24 protein-coding genes, 1 tRNA gene and 1 pseudogene are annotated in these 23,368 nt (G+C 37.3%); 6 read left to right on the forward strand and 20 right to left on the reverse strand.

What is annotated here, in order from left to right:
- Window positions 1-61 precede the first annotated feature (61 nt).
- On the forward strand, window positions 62-2,023 hold the full coding sequence (locus GO593_RS01690; RefSeq protein WP_000127903.1) for a hypothetical protein: 1,962 nt from the start codon (window positions 62-64) through the stop codon (window positions 2,021-2,023).
- Between the two features lie 51 nt (window positions 2,024-2,074).
- Here GO593_RS01690 and GO593_RS01695 read toward each other — a convergent pair whose 3' ends face one another.
- Together GO593_RS01695 and GO593_RS01700 are read right to left on the reverse strand one after the other, a co-directional pair.
- Window positions 2,075-3,775 carry an Hsp70 family protein gene (locus tag GO593_RS01695; RefSeq protein WP_000567437.1) on the reverse strand — a complete coding sequence of 567 codons (1,701 nt, stop codon included), beginning with the start codon at window positions 3,773-3,775 and terminating at the stop codon, window positions 2,075-2,077.
- Between the two features lie 363 nt (window positions 3,776-4,138).
- Window positions 4,139-4,550: pseudogene (locus tag GO593_RS01700) on the reverse strand (GFA family protein).
- Between the two features lie 185 nt (window positions 4,551-4,735).
- Between GO593_RS01700 and GO593_RS01705 the strand changes: the two are divergent.
- Window positions 4,736-5,173, forward strand: a complete 438-nt coding sequence (locus GO593_RS01705) for a PaaI family thioesterase (RefSeq protein WP_000795395.1) — start codon at window positions 4,736-4,738, stop codon at window positions 5,171-5,173.
- 14 nt (window positions 5,174-5,187) lie between these two features.
- On the opposite strand, the gene GO593_RS01710 is transcribed toward GO593_RS01705, so the two are convergent.
- Entirely contained in the window at window positions 5,188-5,616 is a 429-nt protein-coding gene (locus GO593_RS01710) for a hypothetical protein (protein ID WP_000855168.1), read from the reverse strand.
- 41 nt (window positions 5,617-5,657) lie between these two features.
- Window positions 5,658-5,792: a hypothetical protein gene (locus GO593_RS01715; protein ID WP_085916973.1), complete on the reverse strand. Its 135-nt coding sequence runs from the start codon at window positions 5,790-5,792 to the stop codon at window positions 5,658-5,660.
- 58 nt (window positions 5,793-5,850) lie between these two features.
- On the opposite strand from GO593_RS01715, the gene GO593_RS01720 reads away from it, so the two are divergent.
- A tRNA-Asn gene (locus GO593_RS01720) sits at window positions 5,851-5,926 on the forward strand.
- Window positions 5,927-6,107: 181 nt separating this feature from the next.
- Here the strand turns inward: GO593_RS01720 and GO593_RS01725 are convergent.
- The 12 genes from GO593_RS01725 to GO593_RS01780 form a co-directional block, all read right to left on the reverse strand.
- Window positions 6,108-6,866 carry an SDR family oxidoreductase gene (locus tag GO593_RS01725; RefSeq protein WP_000880601.1) on the reverse strand — a complete coding sequence of 253 codons (759 nt, stop codon included), beginning with the start codon at window positions 6,864-6,866 and terminating at the stop codon, window positions 6,108-6,110.
- A gap of 293 nt (window positions 6,867-7,159) precedes the next feature.
- Window positions 7,160-7,804, reverse strand: a complete 645-nt coding sequence (gene miaE / locus GO593_RS01730; protein WP_000095056.1) for a tRNA-(ms[2]io[6]A)-hydroxylase — start codon at window positions 7,802-7,804, stop codon at window positions 7,160-7,162.
- A 6-nt stretch (window positions 7,805-7,810) separates the two neighbouring features.
- A complete protein-coding gene (pdxJ, locus tag GO593_RS01735; RefSeq protein WP_000729411.1) occupies window positions 7,811-8,536 on the reverse strand; it encodes a pyridoxine 5'-phosphate synthase in 726 nt (241 codons plus the stop codon).
- A 13-nt stretch (window positions 8,537-8,549) separates the two neighbouring features.
- Window positions 8,550-9,263: a DNA repair protein RecO gene (recO, locus tag GO593_RS01740; protein ID WP_000985102.1), complete on the reverse strand. Its 714-nt coding sequence runs from the start codon at window positions 9,261-9,263 to the stop codon at window positions 8,550-8,552.
- A 9-nt stretch (window positions 9,264-9,272) separates the two neighbouring features.
- Window positions 9,273-9,467, reverse strand: coding sequence for an NF038104 family lipoprotein (locus GO593_RS01745; RefSeq protein WP_001984672.1), 195 nt, complete (start codon window positions 9,465-9,467; stop codon window positions 9,273-9,275).
- Between the two features lie 18 nt (window positions 9,468-9,485).
- Window positions 9,486-10,508, reverse strand: a complete 1,023-nt coding sequence (gene era / locus GO593_RS01750) for a GTPase Era (protein ID WP_100223360.1) — start codon at window positions 10,506-10,508, stop codon at window positions 9,486-9,488.
- An 11-nt stretch (window positions 10,509-10,519) separates the two neighbouring features.
- Complete coding sequence (gene rnc, locus GO593_RS01755; RefSeq protein ID WP_000160699.1) at window positions 10,520-11,212, reverse strand: ribonuclease III; 693 nt, start codon at window positions 11,210-11,212, stop codon at window positions 10,520-10,522.
- A complete protein-coding gene (locus GO593_RS01760) occupies window positions 11,184-11,558 on the reverse strand; it encodes a DUF4845 domain-containing protein (RefSeq protein WP_001224039.1) in 375 nt (124 codons plus the stop codon). Before GO593_RS01760 ends, rnc begins: the two co-directional genes overlap by 29 nt.
- Before the next feature lie 23 nt (window positions 11,559-11,581).
- The gene (lepB, locus tag GO593_RS01765) at window positions 11,582-12,409 is read right to left on the reverse strand and encodes a signal peptidase I (protein WP_000344903.1); all 828 of its coding nucleotides are present in this window, start codon (window positions 12,407-12,409) and stop codon (window positions 11,582-11,584) included.
- Window positions 12,410-12,479: 70 nt separating this feature from the next.
- Entirely contained in the window at window positions 12,480-14,297 is a 1,818-nt protein-coding gene (gene lepA / locus GO593_RS01770) for a translation elongation factor 4 (RefSeq protein WP_000035781.1), read from the reverse strand.
- Window positions 14,298-14,471: 174 nt separating this feature from the next.
- Window positions 14,472-14,924 carry an acyl-CoA thioesterase gene (locus GO593_RS01775; protein WP_000094834.1) on the reverse strand — a complete coding sequence of 151 codons (453 nt, stop codon included), beginning with the start codon at window positions 14,922-14,924 and terminating at the stop codon, window positions 14,472-14,474.
- 120 nt (window positions 14,925-15,044) lie between these two features.
- Entirely contained in the window at window positions 15,045-16,421 is a 1,377-nt protein-coding gene (locus GO593_RS01780; RefSeq protein ID WP_000842416.1) for a Do family serine endopeptidase, read from the reverse strand.
- Window positions 16,422-16,651: 230 nt separating this feature from the next.
- Here GO593_RS01780 and nadB point away from each other — a divergent pair, with 230 nt between their 5' ends.
- A complete protein-coding gene (gene nadB, locus GO593_RS01785; protein ID WP_000367531.1) occupies window positions 16,652-18,295 on the forward strand; it encodes an L-aspartate oxidase in 1,644 nt (547 codons plus the stop codon).
- Window positions 18,296-18,349: 54 nt separating this feature from the next.
- Here the strand turns inward: nadB and GO593_RS01790 are convergent, their stop codons facing one another.
- From GO593_RS01790 to pabC, 4 genes are all read right to left on the reverse strand, one after another.
- Window positions 18,350-18,766: a PaaI family thioesterase gene (locus tag GO593_RS01790; RefSeq protein ID WP_000842540.1), complete on the reverse strand. Its 417-nt coding sequence runs from the start codon at window positions 18,764-18,766 to the stop codon at window positions 18,350-18,352.
- Window positions 18,767-18,902: 136 nt separating this feature from the next.
- Window positions 18,903-19,502 (reverse strand): dTMP kinase, encoded by a 600-nt coding sequence (gene tmk, locus GO593_RS01795; protein WP_000470763.1) that lies wholly within the window; start codon window positions 19,500-19,502, stop codon window positions 18,903-18,905.
- 9 nt (window positions 19,503-19,511) lie between these two features.
- Complete coding sequence (mltG, locus tag GO593_RS01800; RefSeq protein WP_001125860.1) at window positions 19,512-20,582, reverse strand: endolytic transglycosylase MltG; 1,071 nt, start codon at window positions 20,580-20,582, stop codon at window positions 19,512-19,514.
- Between the two features lies 1 nt (window position 20,583).
- A complete protein-coding gene (gene pabC, locus GO593_RS01805) occupies window positions 20,584-21,396 on the reverse strand; it encodes an aminodeoxychorismate lyase (protein ID WP_000263427.1) in 813 nt (270 codons plus the stop codon).
- 263 nt (window positions 21,397-21,659) lie between these two features.
- On the opposite strand from pabC, the gene GO593_RS01810 reads away from it, so the two are divergent.
- Together GO593_RS01810 and GO593_RS01815 are read left to right on the forward strand one after the other, a co-directional pair.
- Window positions 21,660-22,667, forward strand: a complete 1,008-nt coding sequence (locus tag GO593_RS01810) for a sulfate ABC transporter substrate-binding protein (protein ID WP_001212600.1) — start codon at window positions 21,660-21,662, stop codon at window positions 22,665-22,667.
- 30 nt (window positions 22,668-22,697) lie between these two features.
- Window positions 22,698-23,306 (forward strand): RBBP9/YdeN family alpha/beta hydrolase, encoded by a 609-nt coding sequence (locus GO593_RS01815; protein WP_000149917.1) that lies wholly within the window; start codon window positions 22,698-22,700, stop codon window positions 23,304-23,306.
- Window positions 23,307-23,368 lie beyond the last annotated feature (62 nt).

Consider the following 23,368-nt stretch of genomic DNA (forward strand, 5'->3'; position numbering starts at 1 on the left):
GATAAAATGTATCATTCATTTAAATAAATCTTCCGTTATTAAAACACTTTGAGTAAAAGAAATGACAGCTTGGCAAAGATTAGGAATAGAACCAACAGATAACCAGAGAGAAATAAAAAAGGCGTATGCCAAACAACTAAAGTTAATCGATCAAGATACCCAGCCAGAAGAATTTATTCTTCTTAGAGAAGCATTAGAAACTGCTCAATTCGAAGCAGAACATTTAATATATGAAAATGAGGATTTGGATAACTCATCCTCTATATTTGAAGAAAATAATTCTTTTAATGACCAAAATTTAAATTCAGATGACTTAAATGATCAAACACTTGAAAATAAACTTAAGAGACTAAAACATCATATTGCTATTCAAGACATTAACTTTAATATACGTGATGAATTAATACATTTTAATAATGAAATTGAAGCATATAAAGATAAAAGTATTAGCAACCATTTCAGAGATCAAATTTTAGATCTATTAAGAAAAAATGATCTTGATGATTTTTGTTATATCTTTACAGAAAAAAATGCTGAAAATATTGTCACAAACCATCAGAAAATAATTGAAAAAGAGAAAACCGAATATTCTGTTTCCAGTAACGAATGTATTCAATCAGATGCACTTAGTATTCCAGTAATTCTTGAGGAAGTTAGCAATGCACTATGGAATAAAGATATTAGCGATATAACATTCGATAAATTCAATTATTTACTTAGTCAACAATATGATATTCCTCTTAGTCAACAAATAGAAATAAAAGATCAACTCCAAGCCCCTTTAGCAGAAATTGAAATTGATGATCTACAACCCGAATATTTTCGGTTTCTAGAATTGTGGCATGAAACTTATCCTGATGATATTCATCAATATAATCCATCTTATTACTCAAGCTTATTACAGGAAAAGTTAAATAGTTTTTTATCTCGATACAAACTCTTAAAAAAGTTACCTAATGAACATTTTGAATTATTAAATGAACTTTCTGGTGAAAAAAAATTTCATCCATTAAAAATGCTCAAATTAAGAAAAAGTTTAAATAAAATTTCAAAAAACTATAGTACAGTTGAAGTTATTGATAAGTTACAGCTTTCTATCACCCAAACTAACCCTAATTACTTATTTCTAAAAAGTTTAAGCAATTTTTGGAAATTTACTATAATAAATATTCTATTTATAACTATAACCTTTCTCTTTTTTAATTCCCTTATAGCTCCAGATAATCAAATTATAGTAAATTTATTAATTACAGTCTGCATTAGTCTGTTATATATATTTATACTACAACCTATATTAAATACCAGAATTTTAGGTCACCCTGGTTATGAAAGAACATTGGGCTATTATCTTAAATATTGGTGTTTAAGTGGATTTATTCTCTGCAGTTTGACCCCTTGGCTTCCAGATTTACCCCATCAACTTCTAAGTTATGGATGGTTTATATCTACAACTATACTACTGAGTGCTTTGCTGCTAGATGCAACACCATATATGAATAGATTAGAGCAAAGTGCATTTATTAATATCGATAAATGGATAATTAATATCGGTTTAATCTCTCTTAGTATTTTTCTTATTTCTATCTTTTTTATTATTGGTGAACCTAATCATATCTGGTTCATAATTTATAGTCTGATCCCGATCTGTTTCTTATTTTACCCAGAATCTTTCCGCCCTCTCTTCTATATTTTTGGATACAATAAAGAAGATACCAACTTAACAGATAAACAAATAATGTATAGAAGTATTGGTATTATCTTCTTTAGGCTATTCTGGGTTTTTGGCTTTAGCTATTTATTTATAAAATCTTCCTCACAACCTTTTATGTATGCTGCAGGCTTGATTCTAGGAAGTATATTAATAACCGGATTTAGTGCCAAGAATCTCTCTTCTACACTTAAATATTTAACCTACATCGCCTTATGTATAGCAACGTTATACACCATACTTTTCCCTTTGATATTAATTTATTATTTATATCAAAGCTATCAAGCAAAAAAAATCATTTTATCTAGCTGCTAAAAATATCCCCTTGTATGTATCTAACAAAGAATTCATACAAGGAGATATAAATTAATACTCTTCAAACAAACTTAAATCTTCAATTTCATTAAGAAAAGCTTCGAAATGTTGTTGTGCCTCACGTATTTGTCTTGGATCTTGCAGATTTAGAATATAATTAAATTGTTGTGTTCGCTCTCCAATCTGTAAACGTAGATCTCCTGTATATTCACTAAATAAACGCTCTGCTCGTAATAATAAGCTCTTATTCATTAAAGTATCACGAGGATGTATTTTCAATTCCTGCAACTGTTGACGGGCCTGCTCTATTTGTTCCGTACTCATTACATTTTGATGATTAACAATCACTTTTTGGAGCTTTTCTCCTGTGCTTGGAACTTCTATATCAACTTCTAAAATACCATTTGGATTATAAGAGAATCGCACCTCAATAGATAAATAGTCATTATTTGGAGGTAAAGGCACATTGAGCTCACCTAAAAAAATGTTTTCTTTACACAGTCGATGTTCGCCCTGATAAATCTTAACAATAATTTCTCTCTGCCCTTTATTCATCGCAGTATACGTATTTACCTTACTGGCAGGAATTACAATATTGCGCTCTAAGATAGGTGAAAACTGCTCATCATTTTCCACTGCAATCCCTAAACTAAATGGGCAAACATCTGTTAAAACAATTTCTTTTAAAGATACATCTTTTGCTTTTAAACCTGCTTGTACACAGGTACCACGTACAATTGCTTCATCAGGTTGGACACTTGTCGACGGAAAACGACCAAATAATTTTGTTACTAATTTGCGAACAACTGGAATACGTGTCGCACCACCTACCATAATAATCTGGTCAACCTGTTGAGGCAGGACTCTAGCATCTCTCAAGGCACGCTCTAGTGGGCGGCGTAATCTAAGCAATAATGGTTCGGCCCATACTGCGAATTCTTCTTGAGTAATTTCTAGGGTGGCCTCTTTATCTTCCCATTTAAATATTAAATCTGTTTTCGCTTCTTTACTTAAAACATGAAGACTATGTTGTGCTCTAGCTCTTAATGCTGTTTCAATATCAAATGGAATAGTATTTTCAGTATAGCCAAAAATAGTTGCATGCTGTTTCCAGTATTGTTTCATTAACAACTGAACAAAGTCATCTCCACCTAAATAATTATCTCCTGCACTAGCTCGCACCTCAGTGATGCCATCAAACAACTCAACAATTGAGACATCAAAGGTTCCCCCTCCTAAATCAAAAATCAGGAAACAACTATCCTGCGTTTGCCCTAAACCATATGCTAGAGCAGCTGCAGTAGGTTCATTAATGAGTCGACTAACTTTTAAACCCGCAAGTTCTGCAGCAGATATAGTGGCTTGACGTTGGATATCGTTAAAGTAAGCAGGCACCGTAATCACGGCTTCCTCTACTTCACATTGCAAAGCCTGCTCCACATCCTGTTTAAGAGATTTTAATATCAATGAAGACAATTCAACTGCTGAAAAGCTCTGCTGACCTAATTTTAATCTTTTTGAGGTACCCATTAACCGCTTAAAACTAGTTAATACCTCTTTACCACGACTTCTTAACTCTAATGCAGCTTGTCCAATTAAGATTTGCCCTTGCTCATCCAATGCAATAGCTGAGGGCGTAGTTTTCATACCATAAGGATTATTAATAAGTTTGGACTGACCATTTTCAAAAATACCAACTAGTGAGTTACTGGTTCCAAGATCAATTGCTATAAGAGGTTTAGTATCTATCATTTTCTATCAATAATTTAAAAGTATTAATTTTAAAATTATTTTATTCGATTTAATAAATATTGGCGAGATTTAGTTACTCTTAAGACTAACTGATTTAATTTTATTTTATTAAGAATGTTTAAAAGTAATTATTTTAATTACATAATTTTCCTGAAATATTATTTACCTTTTAAATTATAAAACTAAGACTTTTTCCTACAATCGGAAGTCTTCTCAATAATTTTTACTCCAACTATTTCTTTTTTCCTGAAAACACTAATTTTAGTAATTAGTTCTATACCCAATTCTAATTTCATATTTCTTTGAAAATTAACTTAGAAATTTTAAAAAGGCCTCAAAATTGAGGCCTTTTTATAATTAAAATTATTCTAAATTAAATAAAGCTGCCACCTCAGCCTCAGTCAGTTTTTTTGTATCATTCTGAAAATTATAAAAATCAGGTTTTGAATCAATAAAAAATTTCCATATCTAATTTCAAATCTTTTACTGGTTCATTTAAAGAAAACACATTGATATTGCAGTAACTTTGATCTTTTGTTCTCCAAAAAATTGTTGTTCCACAAGCGTTACAAAAGCCTCTTTCACCCCATTCAGAAGAGTTAAATACACTAAGATGCTTTTGCTGAATAAACTTTAAACTACCTTTAACTACATCAACTGTCATAATGACACCACTGGTTTGTCTACGACACATCGAGCAATGGCAAACATGTACATCATGATTTTTTAACTCAACTTCGAAAGCTGTTTCACCACATAAACACTGTCCGTTCATTATTATTTTCCACAAAAAGTTTATATTTTTAGGGTTATAAAATATTCTGCTCAACCAAATTTTACAAGTTTATAAACTATAAGTGACCTATCTTTCTATTCACTTCAACTTGACAATAATTAATTTAACGCCTAATTTAACATCAAGTTCCATTTTAGAACTTTAATAACTGAAGGACTCAAAAAATGAAAAATCCTATGGAAATGACAGGCCTCGAATTTTTACAAGCCATGATTGAAGGTCATATTCCACCTGCCAGTATTAGCAAAACTATTCCGATGCAACCTACTGAGATTTCAGAAGGATCTGTAACTTTCAAAGCACAAGCAGATCATAATCACCTAAATCCTTTAGGTGGTGTACATGGTGGTTTTGCTGCAACTGTTCTAGATTCAGTGACTGGCTGTGCTGTACATACAATGCTACCTGCTGGTGTGGGTTATGGAACCATAGATCTTAATGTGAAAATGTGCCGCCCTCTTCCACAGAATCAGGTTTTAATTGCCACAGGTAAAGTGATCAATTTAAGTAAAAATTTAGGTATTTCCGAAGGAAAAATTACTGATGAAGAAGGCAAACTTTATGCTTATGCAACAGCAACCTGCATGATTATTCGACCATAAAAACCAAGGCAGCTTTAAACGGCTGCCTTTTTCATTAAGTAAGGAATATCTGGGCGGTCACAAGTTTTCGCAACCACATAAGGTGCCCAAATATTCTTAAGTTGAAGCTCTATCACTTCATGATGCTGAGTAGACCAAGCTAAAACTTTATTTTTACCTAGGAATAATTCTCCTTCGAGCTGGAAAATATAGAGAGGTTTAGATTGATCTAATACCTTGGAACACTTTAAAACTTTCAATGAAGTATGCACATCCCATTTTGAACTAAACCAGAGTTGTAGTAAGTCACCTAAGTACAAATCTTGTTTTTTAAATGGAAAAGCATCGATCCATGCATCTTCTACAGGTGTGTAATAAGATTCTGGTTGATTTAAAATATTGAGATAATTGCGTTGATAAAAATCAAAATTAGAAAAAATAGAAGCAACAGTAAGTGTTTTCATACTTATCTCCGATTTAGCCATTTTAGTGCTGGCAAGTTGGTTTAAATCCACACTGTTTGGATTACTCCAAACGCTTGTTCTTTTCTGAATCTAGCAATTGAATTTTCAAAGTGCAAGTAATTTATGGTCTCACCTTTCAACTGATCAAATAAAAAGCATACAACACAAAAATGAATGAAACATGACGATTTTTACTTGACCCTTGTCAAAATCTCCTTATAATCGCATGCAGATTCTCCCATAGCTCAGTCGGTAGAGCGACGGACTGTTAATCCGCAGGTCCCTGGTTCGAGCCCAGGTGGGAGAGCCAAATACTAAAAAGCCCGCAGCATTAAAGCGGGCTTTTTTATTACTCTCTATTAAAGTATACCTATAAAAAATCCCCTACTGCGTGTAGAGGATTTGCTTTTCATAATTCGAATATTTACCAGATTGAATCATCATTTCTAAACTTAGGTGACCTTCTACGCTTAGATCTTTTTAAAATTACATTATTCCACTTCTACAACTTTTAAAGGGTTAAAAGTCTGAGTCGTTGGCATCATTTCTATACGGTTAATATTAATATGCGGTGGTTGTGATGCGATCCATGCTACTGTATTTGCAATATCTTCCGGCAAAATTGGATTTTTCTTATCGTATAGACTGTTAGCTTTCTCCTGATCTCCCTTAAAACGTACAAGAGAAAATTCGGTACCACCACACAACCCTGGTTCAATATTCGTTACTCGCACGCCAGTACCAGCCAAATCTGCACGTAGATTTAAACTAAACTGCTCTACAAAAGCTTTTGTTGCTCCATATACATTACCACCTGGATATGGGTATGTACCTGCAATTGAACCCATATTAATGATTAAGCCTGATTTCTTCTTTACCATACTTGGTAAAATTAATCGGGTAACCGTAACAAGGCCTTTAACATTGGTATCAATCATGGTGTACCAATCATCTAAATCCGCTTTATCTGCTGGCTCTAGACCCAATGCCAAGCCTGCATTATTCACTAATAAATCAATTTGATCGATTTGAAATTCATTTGGTAATTCTTTAAATAACTTATTTATATTTTCTGCCGTATCAGTCATATCAAATACGAGTGGGTAGAAATTTTCGCCAAGCTGTTTTTGTAGTTCTTCTAATTTTTCTGCGCGTCTTCCACATCCAATAACTTTATAGCCTGACTCAATCAGTTTTTTTGAAATACTATAACCAAAACCTGCTGATGCGCCTGTAACTAATGCTAACATTCTTATATCCTTAGAAATAATCAACTGTTTCAGTTGAACTCATGATGAACATATCAGCCTTTATATTTACACAATATTTATTATTAGCCTAAAAAAATAAAAGTTTTTTTAAAAATTTTAAGAGAAATTTAAATCTGTAAAAAATATATTTATTAAATAATGATATGCATTAAAAAACTAAAAAATGGTCCTTACTTAACCTTAAATATCGGCTCAAACTATTTAGAAGTTAGAGCTACTTAATAAAAAAGTTTACCGTGAAAGGTAAACTTTTTAACTTGAGGTATCCAAGCTTATGCAGGGATACCACTATGAAAACGGAAAGTATCATCTGGAGTCAAAATCAGATTCTTTTCAACTTCACGGATATGTTCAATACGCTGTTGAATATCTTCTTCAGGATCTTTCATTTTGGCAGTTTTTGCGACGTCAAGCGCTAATGCTAAATAGTCTTCAAAATGACGAGATTCTGACTTAAGCAAGTAACGGTAATAGCGTCCTAACTCATCATCAACACGCGGAGCAAGCGCATAAAAGCGTTCACATGAACGTGCTTCTACAAAAGCCCCAATCACGAGTACATCAATTAGAGCTTCTGGTTCATATGTGCGGATTTCTTTTCGTAAGCCACCTGCATAGCGTCCAGCACTTAAACCTTTCCACTCTTGCCCACGTTTTGTCATAAATTCTAGAACTTGTTCATAGTGAAGCATTTCTTCACGTACAAGCTGGGCAAGCTTAACTTGTAGGTCCGTGAAAAAACTATAGCGGAACATCAAGTTCATGGCTGTACCCGCTGCCTTTTTCTCACAGTTAGCATGATCTTGCATCAAGATGTCTAAATTATTAACGGCCTCATCCAACCATTCTTTTGGGGTTTGGCACCCTAAAAATGCTAATACAGGCTGCATTAATTCATCGTAATTGATACTCGACATTACTACTTATCCTGCTGCCTGAATCGCTGTTTTCATGTCTTTCACCGCCTGTACTAGTCCAACAAAAACACTTTCCGCAATAATTGAGTGACCAATATTTAACTCATGAATTTGTGGAATTGCCGCAATTGGAGCAATATTTTTCAGATTCAAACCGTGACCAGCATTTACAACCAAACCTTTTGAAGCTGCGTATTCCACACCTTTTACGATGAGAGCAAGTTCTTCTTGTTGTTCTTGCTCTGTTGTTGCATCTGCATAAGCCCCAGTATGTAATTCAATAGTAGGCGCTCCACAAGCAATTGCTGCATCAATTTGAGCAAAATCAGCATCAATAAAGAGTGAAACATCACAACCAATGGCAGCTAAAGCTTGAGTTGCAGCTTTAACTTTTTCAAAGTTACCCACTACATCTAAACCGCCTTCTGTTGTAACTTCTTGGCGTCGTTCTGGTACAAAACACACATGTTGCGGTTGAATTTCTTTCGCAAACTCAACCATTTCATCAGTTACGGCCATTTCAAGATTCATACGTGTTTTCAATAATGGACGCATACGGCGCACGTCATCATCTTGAATATGTCTGCGATCTTCACGCAAATGCAAAGTAATCCCCTCTGCACCCGCTTGTTCACAAATAAGAGCAGCTTCTACAGGGTCTGGGTAAGCAGTACCGCGCGCCTGTCTTAAAGTAGCAACATGGTCTATGTTTACACCAAGCAATGCAGCCATAAAAAAATCCTAATTACGATTGAGTTTGAGTATTTTGAATCCACAATTGTCGACTTTTTAGGGGACGGTCACCTAAAAGCGATGTAATCATTTGACGGTATAGTTTACCTAATAATTGCAATTGTTCGTGAGAAAAATCCTGTCCCTGCTCATAATCCAGCATGGATAAAATTGCTTTTCCTGACAACGATGAGCGTCTTGCCTGAACAACGGGGGCAAATCCTTCAGTCACTTGAAACTGATAAAACTGTTGAGGCAAAATTTCTTTTTGTGAGCTATCAATTGAAAAATCAATCGCATAGCCTAGCTCTGCAAGCAAGATATGCTCAAATTGCCTCAAGATCTGTCTAAGAAATAAATCCGGATTTTCATGAGAAGATAGCTGCTGGAGTTGAAGCAGCGTTAACTGGTATTGTTCAAAAGTTTGTGGCATTGCCTCTTCTAGTGGGCAAAGTCTAAGAACAATTTCGTTTAAATAGAACCCTGCAAAAAAAGCATCGCCAAAAAAGAAAACCGGCTGATTTAGTATTTCCAGCTTTGTAAAATTTTTGAGCTCACTTTTGCCTGTGGCTTGCAAACGGATTGGCTGATATTGAGGAGGCGGAGTCTGTCTTAAAATACCATCAACCCGCCCATATTCTTGAGTGAAGAGATGCACAATATGGCTTTTTTCACGGTATTTACGATGGTGAATCATATATCCATGTAGGACTTCATTGCGCATCATAAAAAGAAACTATTCCTCAGATTCTTTTTCTTTTTTATCGTCATCATCAGGAATTACAGCCCCTACAACAGCAGCTGTACCCTTCACTACACCTTTAGTCGTTTTATAAGCAATACCTACTGGTACGGTTACAAGCTTATATACACAACCTTGCAACATCAATGTACATCCAACGATAATCAATATTGATGTAATTGCTTTCATACCAGTATTCCCTACTTTTTAGATATCACTATATCCTAAACTTTTTAAAGCACGTTCATCATCAGACCAACCACCTTTGACCTTAACCCATAAGGTAAGCATGATCTTTTGTTCGAACATTTTTTCCATGTCTTTACGTGCATCCATGCCAATTGTTTTAAGCTTGGCACCTTTTTCACCAATCACAATTGCTTTTTGACCAGGACGATCCACAAAAATAGTTGCATCAATATAGGTACATGCTGGTTTTAAACGACCAGTTTTTTCATTAACAGTTGCCTCTTCCGTTTTGAAAGATTCAATTTGTACTGTTAAATCATAAGGTAGCTCTTCACCCAACTGACGCATGATTTTTTCACGGATGATTTCACTTGCCAAGAAGCGCTCTGAACGGTCCGTAATTTGATCGAATGAATATAAAGGTGGCTGATAAGGAAGATATTTTTCAATCGTTTCACTTAAGTGCTCTAAGTTTGCTCCACGGAGTGCAGAAACAGGAACAATCTCAGCAAAATTCATAAGTTTGGCACGTTCTTGAATTAAAGGGAGAATCTCTCTCTTATCTCCAAAAGTATCAGCTTTATTAATCACCAAAATAACTGGCATATCAGCATTCTTAAGTTTATCAAGAACTAAATCGTCATTTTGAGTCCACTTGTGGGCATCAATAACAAATAAGACTAAATTCACGTCACGTAACGCAGAATGCGCAGCACGGTTCATCATTTTATTGATTGCACGTACTTCTTTCTTATGCATACCTGGGGTATCGACATAAACCGCTTGCATTTTTTCACGCGAATCAATACCAATAATTTTATGGCGTGTCGTTTGAGGTTTACGTGAAGTAATAGAGAGTTTTTGGCCCAATAAATGGTTCATGAGGGTAGATTTACCCACATTTGGACGTCCTACAATCGCCACAAATCCGCTCTTAAAATCCGAAGGAATTGTAACGCCTTTGGAACTAAAAAATTGATCAATCAGATTGTTTGGATCTTGGTTTTCGTTTGAATCTGGATTGATTTGATCAGAATGCATCGACATGCAGGTTATTGCTCCAATAACTTTAAAATTTCCGCCGCTGCTGCCTGCTCGGCAAAACGACGACTTGACCCCTCACCATGAATTTTTGATAAACCATCTACCAAACATTCGACTTTAAAGTGCTGATGAGGCGCATCACCCTGAATATCTACAACCTCGTAAACAGGGAGAGGTTTTTTACGTGCTTGTAGATACTCTTGTAAACGTGATTTTGGATCCTTGAGTTGATCTGTTGGCTCAATATGATCTAAATAAGGCGTATACCATTTTAACACAATATCTTTAAGTAGGTTCAGATCACTACTATCAAGATAAATTGCACCAATAATGGCCTCCACTGTGTCAGCCAATATTGACTCACGATGATGACCACCAGATTTCAACTCGCCTGTGCTTAATATTAAACATCGACTAAGTTGCAAATCGGTTGCAATTTTACCTAATGCTTCCTGACGTACTAAAGTCGCGCGCATACGCGTTAGTCGCCCCTCATTTTCATGAGGGTACGCATGGTATAAATAATTGGCGATAATCATCCCCAACAGTGAATCGCCCAAAAATTCCAGACGTTCGTAGTTATACTTATGACTCACTGAACGATGAGTCAAAGCCAACTGTAGCAATTCAGGCTGCTTAAATTGATAACCGATTCGACTGAGTAAGCGAGGATCACTTAGCTTGAACTGATGTTTTGTCAAAACTCTTCTCAAATGTTAAAACTAAATCAATATTCAGTAAGAAAGGCTTTCTTACCTCATATTTCTTTTTGACTGTTAGACTTGGCTGGTTAAACACTTCAGCAATCTCTTTAAAATGCAGATCACGAATGTTGTTCATTTCCAGTCGTTGGTCCATCTGTGTCATAAACTTTTGGGGTGTGATATCAGCCGAGCTTTGTTGCATAAGCTCTGTAATCTGATTATTAATCACACGATCATCCCAATATGCTGGCCAAACTGCAAGTACGGCTTTCACCGCAATTGCAAATATGACCACCCCAAATAAAATTGCTAAATACGAAGTACCCTGTTGTGCCTTACGCATTTTTGTTTTCCTAATGGTTGTTTTTAATCTATTTTCCCATTTCGGTTAAAGCTTGGCAGGTGGAAACCAGGTTCTTTATGCATCCAGACATAGAAAGCTCGGCCTGTTAAATTTTCTTCAGGTACGAAGCCCCAGAAACGACTGTCAGCACTTTGATCACGGTTATCCCCCATTGCAAAGTAATGTCCTTTCGGAACTGTTACTTCCCAATATAAACCGTCTTGGTTTGCATATTTACCATTATCAACATAGTTGATAAATGGCGCCTGACGCGCAACATTTACGCCTTCAAGCTCACGCATCGTAAAAGTATGATCACCAATTGTTTCTTTATGATAAATAGAAGTTGGTGTATCTAAAGCATCTTTTTCGCGACTAAACTGTGTTGGTACTTTAGGAATTTTTTGACCATTAATAATCAATTGTCCATGATCATAAACAATATGGTCACCAGGTAAGCCAATTACACGTTTAATATAACTAATAGTAGGTTGTGGTGGATAACGGAATACAATGACATCACCACGTTTCGGTTCACCGACATCAATCACTTTTTTATTGACGATAGGTAAACGGACACCATAGTCAAATTTATTAACTAAAATAAAATCGCCAGTCTCTAAGGTCGGAACCATAGAGTCTGATGGAATATTAAATGGTTCATAAAGAAATGAGCGAAGTACAAGCACAACAGCTAAAACCGGCCAAAAGTCATAGGCCCATGTAATAACAAAATTTTCGTTCTCTCGCCCTTTATTTGCACGCTGTTTAAAAACAAGCTTATCTAGCAACCACACTGCAAATAAAATCAGCGTAACAGGAACAAGAATTAAATTAAAATCAAAATCCACAGGACCTCACTCGCAGCTTAGCTGCTTGCCTTGCGGCTGGGAGAATATAAGTTCATCCCAGCCTTTTCTCTTATCTTTCTACTTTCAAAACAGCTAAGAACGCTTCTTGTGGGATTTCTACACTACCCACTTGTTTCATACGTTTCTTACCTTCTTTTTGTTTCGCAAGTAGTTTCTTCTTACGAGACACGTCACCGCCATAACATTTTGCTAAAACGTTTTTACGCATCGCCTTCACGGTCGAACGAGCAATAATTTGTGCACCAATAGCAGCCTGAATTGCGACATCGAACATTTGACGTGGAATCAAATCTTTCATTTTCTCAACTAAAGCAATACCACGATGACGAGCATCATTACGGTGACAAATCATTGCAAGCGCATCGACCTTCTCACCATTAATTAACACGTCAACCTTAACTAAAGATGAACTCTCAAAACGAATAAAGTTATAGTCAAGTGAAGCAAAACCACGTGAACATGATTTAAGCTTATCAAAGAAGTCCATAACCACTTCAGCCATAGGAATTTCAAAAGTAATTGAAACTTGATTACCTAAGAATTTCATGTCTTTTTGTACACCACGGCGCTCAATACATAGGGTCATGACGTTACCTAAGTACTCTTGCGGTACAAGAATATGACACTCTGCAATTGGCTCACGCAAATCTTCAACAACAGAACCATCCGGCATTTTAGATGGACTATCAATATAGATCGTATCGCCTTTTTTAGTAACAGCTTCATACACTACCGTTGGCGCTGAGCTGATCAAATCAAGGTCATACTCGCGCTCTAAACGCTCTTGTACGATTTCCATGTGCAACATGCCCAAGAAACCACAACGGAAACCAAAACCAAGCGCATCTGAACTTTCAGGTTCAAAGAATAAAGCCGAGTCATTGATCTGTAGTTTTTGTAAGGCTTCGCGGAATGGTTCAAAATCGCTTGCATCAATTGGGAAAAGGCCTGCGTAAACCTGAGGTTTAACCTTTTTAAAACCAGGAAGTGAAGCTACTTCAGGGGTTGTTGAAAGCGTGATGGTATCACCTACCGGCGCACCAAAAATATCTTTAATACCCGCGATAACAAAGCCTACTTCACCAGCTTCAAGCACGCCAGTTTCAGTATGTTTAGGGTTGAATACACCTACCGATGTAACAATGTGAGTCTGACCAGTAGATTTAACCAACATTTTGTCGCCCTTGCGGATACGACCATCTTTAATACGAACTAAAGAGACAACACCTAAATAGTTATCAAACCATGAGTCAATGATTAATGCCTGTAAAGGAGCCTCGCGGTCACCTGTAGGAGCAGGAATAACATCAACTAATGTTTCTAAAACACCTTCAACGCCTAAGCCTGTTTTTGCAGAACATGTAGGTGCATTGGTTGCTTCAATACCGATAATTTCTTCAATTTCGTGAATAACGCGCTCAGGCTCTGCTTGCGGTAAATCAATTTTATTTAAAATTGGAAGAACTTCGAGACCTTGCTCAATAGCGGTATAACAGTTTGCAACTGATTGTGCTTCTACACCTTGTGCAGCATCAACAACCAATAACGCACCTTCACAAGCAGCTAATGAACGAGATACTTCATAAGAGAAATCAACGTGTCCCGGAGTATCAATAAAGTTAAGCTGATATTCCTGCCCGTTTGGATGAGTATAGTACAACGTCACCGAAGCAGCTTTAATGGTAATCCCACGTTCACGCTCGAGCTCCATTGAGTCCAAGACCTGAGCTTGCATCTCACGATCTTGCAGGCCACCACACATCTGAATAAAACGGTCAGCCAAAGTAGACTTACCATGATCAATATGAGCGATAATCGAGAAATTTCGGATATTTTTGATATCAACGGATTTTTTAGCTTGCGCCATGGGCTACCTTGAGAAAATATAAAGTGCTATGTAGCTTGTTTTAATACATAGCCAAAGCGGTTTAACAAATTGCGAGAGATTATAGCAGATGGATATTTTAAAGTATCCAAAATTCATGAGCTTTGTACTTATGTTTTAAAAAATGATAATTCAAAGTACAAGTAATGCTTCTGATTATCGGGCATATGAAACAGTAAAATCTAAAGGATTTATACTTGAATCAAGAGGTTTATAAGCCTGTGTAAAAGTCGGCGACATACGTTTAGGTCGACCTGAAGCGATTTCAATACATGCCCATTTGGTATTTCCGACGAACAAAATTGCCTGATCAGAAGGACGGAAAAAGGCATACTGACGAAATGAATATAGAGCATTAATATCATCTAGCCATGTCCGCAGTACAATTTCTTCACCTTCAAACGCAGCTTTACGGTATTGCACATGGTGTTCAACCGCAACCATTGCATGTTTTAGCTCTAGATATTTGGTTACTCCTACCCCTAATGTTTCCACATGAGCAGCAGCGACGTCTTGCATCCACTGGACATACATTACATTGTTAACATGCCCTAAAGCATCAATATGCTGTGGCTGAACCTGAATATGTAAATCGAAAATACTGCTCACAAAACACCCACTTTAATCATTAAATTCAAAGCTAAAATTTAATTAGCTAGATCGAACATTATGCCGAATACAAATAATAAAAAACCACCCATTTTCAGGGTGGTTCATTTTTATAATATTTTACTGAATACGTAAACCAAGCATTGCTCGTTGTCCTTGACGAATAATCCCAACTCGCGCAACTGTATTTTTCGGCAAATTCGAAACAACTTTTGCAAAATCCTGACTATTCAAAATCTGAGTATTATTAACCTGAATAATCACATCGCCAGGAATGATATTTGACAATGATGCTAATCCACCACGGCGAACATCTTGTACATAAATACCGCCTTTTATACCTAAAGCATTTTTCTCTGGCACAGCGAGATCACGAATACTCATTCCCAATACTGGACCTTTAGAAGCAGAGGCTTGATTACCGGTAGCTGGTGTTTCATCAGGTGCAGTTGCTAGTGTTGCCGAGATATTTCGGGTTTTATCATCACGTAAAACTTCAAACTGAACAGTTTGGTTTGGTTGTACTTTATTTAATGCATAAAGCAAATCACTAGTACGCAGTACAGAAGCACCATTTAATTTTAGAATAACATCGCCAGCTCTAAGCCCTGCTTTTTGAGCAGGTGAATTTGGAGAAACCTGAGTAATCAGAGCACCTTCCGGTTTAGGCAATTTATAGGCATCTGCAAGGTTACGGTCAATATCTTGCATCATAACGCCTAGGTATGAACGAGTCACTTTCCCTTTCGTTTTAAGCTGTTCAGCTACATCCATCGCAACATCAATTGGAATAGAGAAAGATAAGCCCATATACCCCCCCGTACCACTAAAGATACGTGAGTTCACCCCGACAACTTCACCATTTTGGTTAAACAATGGCCCCCCTGAGTTACCAGGGTTCAACGCCACATCGGTTTGAATAAATGGTACAGAGGTTTCACCGCTCATGTTACGTGATTTAGCGCTAACAATACCTGCCGAAGCTGAATAATCAAAACCAAATGGTGAACCAATTGCTAAAACCGGCTCTCCTACACGTAAACGGTCAACATTTCCTACTCGTAAAGCAGGATAGTTAGTTCCGTTTACCTTTAATAATGCAACGTCTGTCCGCTCATCACTACCGACCACTGTTGCATCTATTTCACGACGGTCATTTAAAGTAATACTGATGCGGGAAGCATTTTCAATTACATGGTGGTTCGTAAGTAAATAACCGTCTTTACTAATAAAGAACGCGCTACCATATGCGGTTTTCTCTTGAGGACCTTGTTGCTGTGGAATGATAACCTGATTACCAAAGAAACGTTTTAAAATTTCAGGAACTTGCTGTTGTAACAGTTCATCCTGAGTCATTTTTTTTACAACGTTTACACTCACCACAGCCGGACTAACTTGTTCAACGAGGTTTGAAAAATCAACAGCAGCATTTGCTTGAACAGCAGCAACTGTAAATACCGCTGCATACATTCCTTGTTGTAAATAGCGAGATTTCATTCGGTGCTCACCCACAATTGGTCTACGAGAATAAGAATAAAACTTTTGTATCACAATGCTTTGGAATTGTGCGTAACAATATGTTTATTTGTAAGGCATCCTCATCACGTTTATTTTACACATTGCAATTTTTTAAGCTAATTGCAATTTTTCTGTGACTTAGAGCGCTTAAGCTCTTGCCTTTTTAGGTAAAAAGGGGTGTCATTAGCGGACGTTTTAAATTGATGCGAATGGACATGCCTAATCAACAGACAATTCACCACTTTGACGTGATTATTGTGGGCAGTGGCGGTGCTGGTTTAAGTCTGGCTTTATCGTTACCAAGTCATTTTAATATTGCAGTTTTAGCTAAGGCTGCTTTAACTGAAGCAAGTACCTTCTATGCACAAGGTGGTGTTGCTGCAGTACTTGATGAAACTGACTCTATTCAACAACACATTAATGACACTATGATTGCAGGTGCTCATTTATGTGAAATGGATGCAGTCCAACATACTGTAGAAGGCGGTCGCCCTTCTGTTGATTTCCTTTTAAAGCAAGGCGTTCAGTTCACCTTAGATGAAGATGAACAGCTTCATTTGACTCGTGAGGGTGGCCATTCGCAGCGCCGTATTATTCATTCTGCTGATGCAACTGGCAAAGCTATTTCAACCACTTTGGTTGAACGCGCCAAAGAACGTAAAAATATCACTATTTTTGAAAACTATATTGCGATTGATTTAATCACGTCGCATAAATTGGGTCATACAGATCAAGCGAATCGCGCTATTGGTTTGTATGCACTAGATGAAAGTACTGAAAAAGTTCATACCTTCCTTGCCCCATTTACCGCACTTGCTTGCGGTGGCGCAATGAAAGCTTACCTTTATACGTCTAATCCGGATATTGCTACTGGTGACGGTATTGCGATGGCATACCGTGCAGGTTGCCGTGTTGCCAATATGGAATTTAACCAGTTCCATCCAACCTGTCTTTACCATCCGCAAGCACGTTCTTTCTTAATTACTGAAGCCATGCGTGGTGAAGGTGCTTACTTACGTTTGCCAGATGGCGAACGTTTTATGCTACGTTTTGACGATCGTGCAGAGTTGGCTCCTCGCGATATTGTGGCACGTACCATTGACCATGAAATCAAGCGTCTCGGTATTCGCCATGTGTGGTTAGACATTACACACAAATCACCGGATTTTATTAAAGAGCACTTCCCTACACTTTATGCACGATTGCTTGAGCTAGGTATCGACATCACTAAAGACATGATTCCGGTGGTGCCGGCTGCACACTATACCTGTGGTGGTGTTGTGGTTGACTCAAATAGCCAGACTGATATTGAAGGTCTATATGCAATTGGTGAAACCTCTTATACAGGTTTACATGGTGCAAACCGTATGGCGAGTAACTCATTACTTGAATGCTTCGTTTATGGCATGAGTGCAGCAAAAGATATCGAAAGTAAGTTTGATAAAAACTTCAAATTACCGGAAGTACCCACTTGGGACGATTCTCAAGTAACCAATCCAGATGAAGATGTCGTGATTTTACAAAACTGGGATGAGTTACGTTCGACCATGTGGAACTACGTTGGTATTGTAAGAACCACAAAACGTTTAGAACGTGCTTTACACCGTATTGAAATGCTAAAGCGCGAAATTACTGAATATTATCAAGATTATCGTGTCAGCAAAAACCTGATTGAACTGCGTAATCTTGTACTTGTTTCTGAAATGATTGTTCGTTGTGCTATGCACCGTAAAGAATCACGTGGCTTACATTACACACTTGATTATCCGGAAACTTCGAGTGAGATTCGTAAAACGGTTCTGACGCCTCCAAACTTTGCAGTAGAGCAACCTTTGGTGAATACTAGTGTATAAATAGTCTCTTTATAAAAAGCACGGTTCATGCCGTGCTTTTTTATTACTTAAGATTTATGGTCTAGGAGGAATTGAGTAAGTCGCGGTCACATGTGCCACGGGTTCCTCTTGCCCTACTGAATAAATCCAGACCTCACCTACGACTAAGCTCTTTCCTACTTTCATGAGCTTACATTCACTGCGCAAGTCTTGATCACCTGCGGGTTTTCTCAGGAAATTAATATTAAAATTGGTGGTTACAGCTAAACCAATAATTCCAATTTCACCGAGTATTGCAATATATAAAGCAAAGTCTGCCAAAGTCATCATAGTCGGGCCAGATATAGTACCACCCGGACGTTGATGTCTTTGGTCAACGTGATAATAAACAACGGCAGCTTTAGAAGTCACTGATTCAATCGTGCAATGTTCCAAACTTTGTGGGAATTCCTTTTCAAGAAATGCCACAATTTCTTCTTTTGAGCTTTTCATCCTTGTTATTCTTCAATTTTAGACAGTAATTAAAATAGCATAAGATACTGCCCAATATTTTCTATGACGTTTAAAACCAGATTTCTTGTCATTTTTCACCACTCCCCAAAAATATGAGAGTGGCTAATCCCATAGCTTATGCTAAATATTGCAAAGCTTGCTCGAATACCTGATCAGGACTTTGTGTAGCATCTAAACGTTTAATACGCTCAGGCTCAGCTTTCCATAAGGTTTCATATCCTTCACGAACCTTGGTAAAGAAGCTTAACTTTTCCTGTTCAAAACGGTCTAAAGCTCCGCGTTCACGTGCACGGTTCATACCAAGTTCAATTGGTGCATCTAACCAAAAAGTCACTTCTGGCATGCGTGAAACGAAGTTCTGGTTTAAAAGCTGTAATTTGTCTTGGCTTAAACCACGACCGGAACATTGATAAGCAAAACTCGCATCGGTAAAACGATCACTTAATACAATTTTATTAGACTCTAATGCCGGTAAAATAACTTGTTGTAAGTGTTGAGCTCGTGCCGCATAAATTAAGAGCAGTTCAGTATCATGACTCATATTTTCATCATGATTCACTGCTAAAAGCATCGAACGGATTTGTTCTGCGAGCGGTGTTCCACCCGGCTCTCGAGTTAAAACAACTTGTTTACCTTGTTCTTCAAAATGCTGATGAATTTTTCGAATGAGTGTAGTTTTGCCTACCCCTTCCGTGCCTTCAAAGCTAATAAACATCTCTTTTCCTTATTTCTTCGATCTCAACACGGATAAATACTCTTGCACTGCTTGGTTATGTGCTTGCAAGTCTGCCGTAAATTTATGTCCACCATTACCAGTCGCTACAAAATAGATGTTATTTGAATCATCTGGATGTAACGCAGCCTCAATGGCTTTTTGGCTTGGCAGCGCAATTGGAGTTGGCGGTAACCCGTTAATTGTATAGGTATTATATGGTGTTGGTGTACGTAAGTCTTCGCGAGTAATGTTCCCCTTATAGTTTGCACCCATACCATAAATTACGGTTGGATCAGTCTGTAAACGCATACCGAGTTTTAAACGGCGCACGAAAACCCCTGAAACTTGTGTAAGTTCGCTATCGAGGCTCGTTTCTTTTTCAACAATAGAAGCCATGATTAAAGCTTCATACTTATCTTTATAAGGTAAATTCGGTGCCCGCTTTGCCCAAGCCGCATCTAAGGCTTTCATTTGACGATGGTATAAATCAGTCAGGATTTTCTTATCGGTCTCACCTTTAGCAAAGAAATAAGTGTTGGGTGCAAACAGACCTTCAGGATGATGATAAGGAATACCTAAAGCCTTCATAAGCTGGTCATCTGGTAAATCCAATATCGTATTTTTTACATTTTTATCATTTTTGAGTGCTGTAATCAGCTGCTTAAAAGTTGTTCCTTCAATCACTAGAACACGGTTCATCTGGGCATTATCAGCATCAGATAACATCTCTAATACTTGTCTTACGCTCATTCCCTGCTCTATCTCATATACACCAGCTTTCATACTGTCATGAATCATAAACTTTTGATAAAGCTTAAGTACAATTGGGAAATGGATTTTATTTTCTTTGGCTAAGCGATCAATAAAACCAGAATAGGTCTCACCTGATGTGATCGATAGCATCTGCTTTTTCCCTTCAATAGGATAAGCTTTAAATAAACTTGACCATAAAATAGCAAAAATAGAAATTAAAACGATAAAACAGCCAATCAGCACTAACTTTTTTGGAAAATTAGATGCTGTTTTCTTGCCCTTTTTTTTAGCATTTTTTGCTTTCGCATTCACAGGTGGCTTCGGCATATTAATGAATCTGATTCAAGTTAAGAGTATGAAATAAATTTAGGCACGCCTGTGACTCTAGAATTTGTTCACTGATTTGAGTAACTACTCGCATTGGATGTAAAGCATTACAAAAGAATAGACTCTGTATTTGTGGTACTTCATCTAGCTCAATTATTCTGACTTCACAGGCAATTCCGTAGTGCTGCATACGCGCCAAAATTTCTGCACGCATCACACCGTGGACGCCATTATAGCGAAGTTCCGGAGTAATCCATCTATCATTTAAACGAATAAAACAATTACTGCTTACCCCTTCAACAATATAACCTTGTACATCAGTTACTAAAGCTTCAACCCAGCCTTGTTGATCTGCTTCTTTTTTTAGCAATACCTGCTCAAGACGGTTTAAGGATTTAAGCCCAACTAAACTCGGCATGGTTAAACCTAAAGCCTGATTTAAAACACCACACTGTATAAAATCTGGCTGGAACTGCTCCAATGCTTTTGGATAAAACCAGATATAAATATCTGCCGCATGCTTTGGCAAACTATAGCCACGATCACCTTCACCACGGCTAATCACAATTTTTAAAGTCCCGTTGAGCACGAGATTCTGATTTTGGAGATGCTGCAAACTTTGTTCGATTAACTCAAAATCTGCAACCAAAGATAATTTTTGGCAAGCAAGTTTTAGACGTTCCCAGTGCCGTGCTTTAAGCTCAATCTTATTTTGAAAAACACGAATTGTGGTAAAGCAGCCATCCCCATAATGAAATGCCCGGTCCAATAAAGGAATGGTCTCTACAGGTTGTCCATTTTTAAAACACCACATGCTTAATCCGTCCTTTATTTAAAACCACCCAACAATACAACACCTTTCATTTAATTAATAAATGACTGATTTTAAAAAATTATACCGATTTAAGAGAAACTTTTGAAACTTGTTATATATCAAGATTTAAGAATAACTTATCCATTTTTATTATTTCTATATTTTTCATATTAAATTCGTTTTTTATTATTTTTTTAGAATAAAGACTAGCGCTATTCTGCGTTCATGTTTTGAACATTTCGTATTTTTTGAGGGGTTATCTCATGCGTTTTTCTCAGTTAAAAGTCGGGGTTATTGCTGCATTACTTTCTGTTTCATCGTTTGCAGCTCAAGAATTCTTAAACGTTTCTTACGATCCAACTCGCGAGTTATATACAGATTTCAATAAACAGTTTGGTACTTACTGGAAACAGCGTACCGGTCAAGATATTGAGTTTAAACAATCACACGGTGGTTCTGGTAAACAGGCCCGCGCTGTAATCGACGGCTTAAATGCAGATGTTGTGACATTAGCACTTGCTGCTGATATTGATGAAATTGCTGAAAAAGCAAAATTGCTTCCAACAGACTGGCAGAAAAAGTTACCGCAAAACTCTACTCCGTACACATCAACTATCGTGTTTTTAGTTCGTAAGGGTAACCCTAAACAAATTAAAGATTGGGGTGACTTAATCAAGCCAGGCGTGGAAATTATTACGCCAAACCCGAAAACTTCTGGTGGTGCACGTTGGAACTATCTTGCAGCTTGGGCTTGGGCAAAACATCAAGCAGGTGGTAACGATGCAAAAGCGCAAGAGTTTGTTCGCCAAATTTATAAACACACCAAAGTTTTAGATTCAGGTGCCCGTGGTGCAACCACTACATTTGCTGAACGCGGAATTGGTGACGTATTACTGGCTTGGGAAAATGAAGCACATTTAGCTATCCGTGAACAACCTGGCAAGTTTGAGATTGTGACGCCATCTTTATCTATTTTGGCTGAGCCACCAGTTGCAATTGTTGAAAAAAATGCAGCGAAAAAAGGCAACTTAACTATTGCAAAAGGTTACCTCAACTATTTGTACTCACCTGCTGGTCAAGAAATTGCAGCACGTAATTTCTACCGTCCTCGCAATGCAGCTGTACTCAAAAAATATAGCAATGTATTTAAGCCATTGAAACTTGTCACCATTGATAAAGAGTTTGGCGGTTGGACAAAAGTACAAAAGCAACACTTTGATAATGGTGGTGTTTTCGATCAAATCGTGAAAATCAATAGTGCAGAGAAGTAATTCTTTGTTCTAACGATAAGGAGAACAGACATGACACACACTGTAATTGTTCCGGGTGTAGGTGGAAGTGAACATCAACATTGGCAATCTTGGTTGCAGCGTCAACTCGTGTCTAGTTCTCGCGTTGAGCAAAAGAACTGGGATAGACCCGTATTAAGCGAATGGATTGAGCAATTCGTTAACACAGTTCAAGCAGTACAAGCACCAGTCCAAATTGTTGCGCATAGTTTCGGCTGCCTAACTAGTGTTGCTGCCTTAGCAGAGCATCCAGAGTTACAACTTCAAGTTAAAAAACTGATTTTGGTTGCTCCTGCAAATCCGGCACGTTTTGGTGAAGCGGGATTTGCCCGTCATAGTTTGACTGACTACAAAGATTATTTTCATCAGCTAAAAATTAATGTGCCTGCAACGCTACTCATTAGTGAAAATGATCCATGGTTAGACTTTTTTGATGCTTTACAGCTTGCGAAATCTTGGCAATTAACCCCGATTAACCTTGGACAAGTCGGTCATATTAATGTTGCTTCAGGCTTCGGTCCGTTTCCTGACTTACTGAATCATCTACTTCCTGAAGACTCGATGTGTAGCCACTCATCTATTGATCCGGTAAAGACACATTTCTCTTTGAAATTTGCTTAATACCTAGCTTTATACCGCGCCGTTTATCTTTATTTATTCGCTTACTGATTTCAGCAGGCTTT

The sequence above is a fragment of the Acinetobacter baumannii genome (assembly GCF_009759685.1).
GTDB classification, from domain to species: Bacteria; Pseudomonadota; Gammaproteobacteria; order Pseudomonadales; family Moraxellaceae; genus Acinetobacter; species Acinetobacter baumannii.

Bases quoted from the DNA above. Each gene is read 5' to 3' on its own strand.
- GO593_RS01690 (WP_000127903.1), top strand. From the start codon at position 62: ATGACAGCTTGGCAAAGATTAGGAATAGAACCAACAGATAACCAGAGA.
- GO593_RS01695 (WP_000567437.1), bottom strand. From the start codon at position 3,775: ATGATAGATACTAAACCTCTTATAGCAATTGATCTTGGAACCAGTAAC.
- GO593_RS01705 (WP_000795395.1), top strand. From the start codon at position 4,736: ATGAAAAATCCTATGGAAATGACAGGCCTCGAATTTTTACAAGCCATG.
- GO593_RS01710 (WP_000855168.1), bottom strand. From the start codon at position 5,616: ATGAAAACACTTACTGTTGCTTCTATTTTTTCTAATTTTGATTTTTAT.
- GO593_RS01725 (WP_000880601.1), bottom strand. From the start codon at position 6,866: ATGTTAGCATTAGTTACAGGCGCATCAGCAGGTTTTGGTTATAGTATT.
- miaE (WP_000095056.1), bottom strand. From the start codon at position 7,804: ATGTCGAGTATCAATTACGATGAATTAATGCAGCCTGTATTAGCATTT.
- pdxJ (WP_000729411.1), bottom strand. From the start codon at position 8,536: ATGGCTGCATTGCTTGGTGTAAACATAGACCATGTTGCTACTTTAAGA.
- recO (WP_000985102.1), bottom strand. From the start codon at position 9,263: ATGATGCGCAATGAAGTCCTACATGGATATATGATTCACCATCGTAAA.
- GO593_RS01745 (WP_001984672.1), bottom strand. From the start codon at position 9,467: ATGAAAGCAATTACATCAATATTGATTATCGTTGGATGTACATTGATG.
- era (WP_100223360.1), bottom strand. From the start codon at position 10,508: ATGCATTCTGATCAAATCAATCCAGATTCAAACGAAAACCAAGATCCA.
- GO593_RS01760 (WP_001224039.1), bottom strand. From the start codon at position 11,558: ATGCGTAAGGCACAACAGGGTACTTCGTATTTAGCAATTTTATTTGGG.
- lepA (WP_000035781.1), bottom strand. From the start codon at position 14,297: ATGGCGCAAGCTAAAAAATCCGTTGATATCAAAAATATCCGAAATTTC.
- GO593_RS01780 (WP_000842416.1), bottom strand. From the start codon at position 16,421: ATGAAATCTCGCTATTTACAACAAGGAATGTATGCAGCGGTATTTACA.
- nadB (WP_000367531.1), top strand. From the start codon at position 16,652: ATGGACATGCCTAATCAACAGACAATTCACCACTTTGACGTGATTATT.
- GO593_RS01790 (WP_000842540.1), bottom strand. From the start codon at position 18,766: ATGAAAAGCTCAAAAGAAGAAATTGTGGCATTTCTTGAAAAGGAATTC.
- tmk (WP_000470763.1), bottom strand. From the start codon at position 19,502: ATGTTTATTAGCTTTGAAGGCACGGAAGGGGTAGGCAAAACTACACTC.
- mltG (WP_001125860.1), bottom strand. From the start codon at position 20,582: ATGCCGAAGCCACCTGTGAATGCGAAAGCAAAAAATGCTAAAAAAAAG.
- pabC (WP_000263427.1), bottom strand. From the start codon at position 21,396: ATGTGGTGTTTTAAAAATGGACAACCTGTAGAGACCATTCCTTTATTG.
- GO593_RS01810 (WP_001212600.1), top strand. From the start codon at position 21,660: ATGCGTTTTTCTCAGTTAAAAGTCGGGGTTATTGCTGCATTACTTTCT.
- GO593_RS01815 (WP_000149917.1), top strand. From the start codon at position 22,698: ATGACACACACTGTAATTGTTCCGGGTGTAGGTGGAAGTGAACATCAA.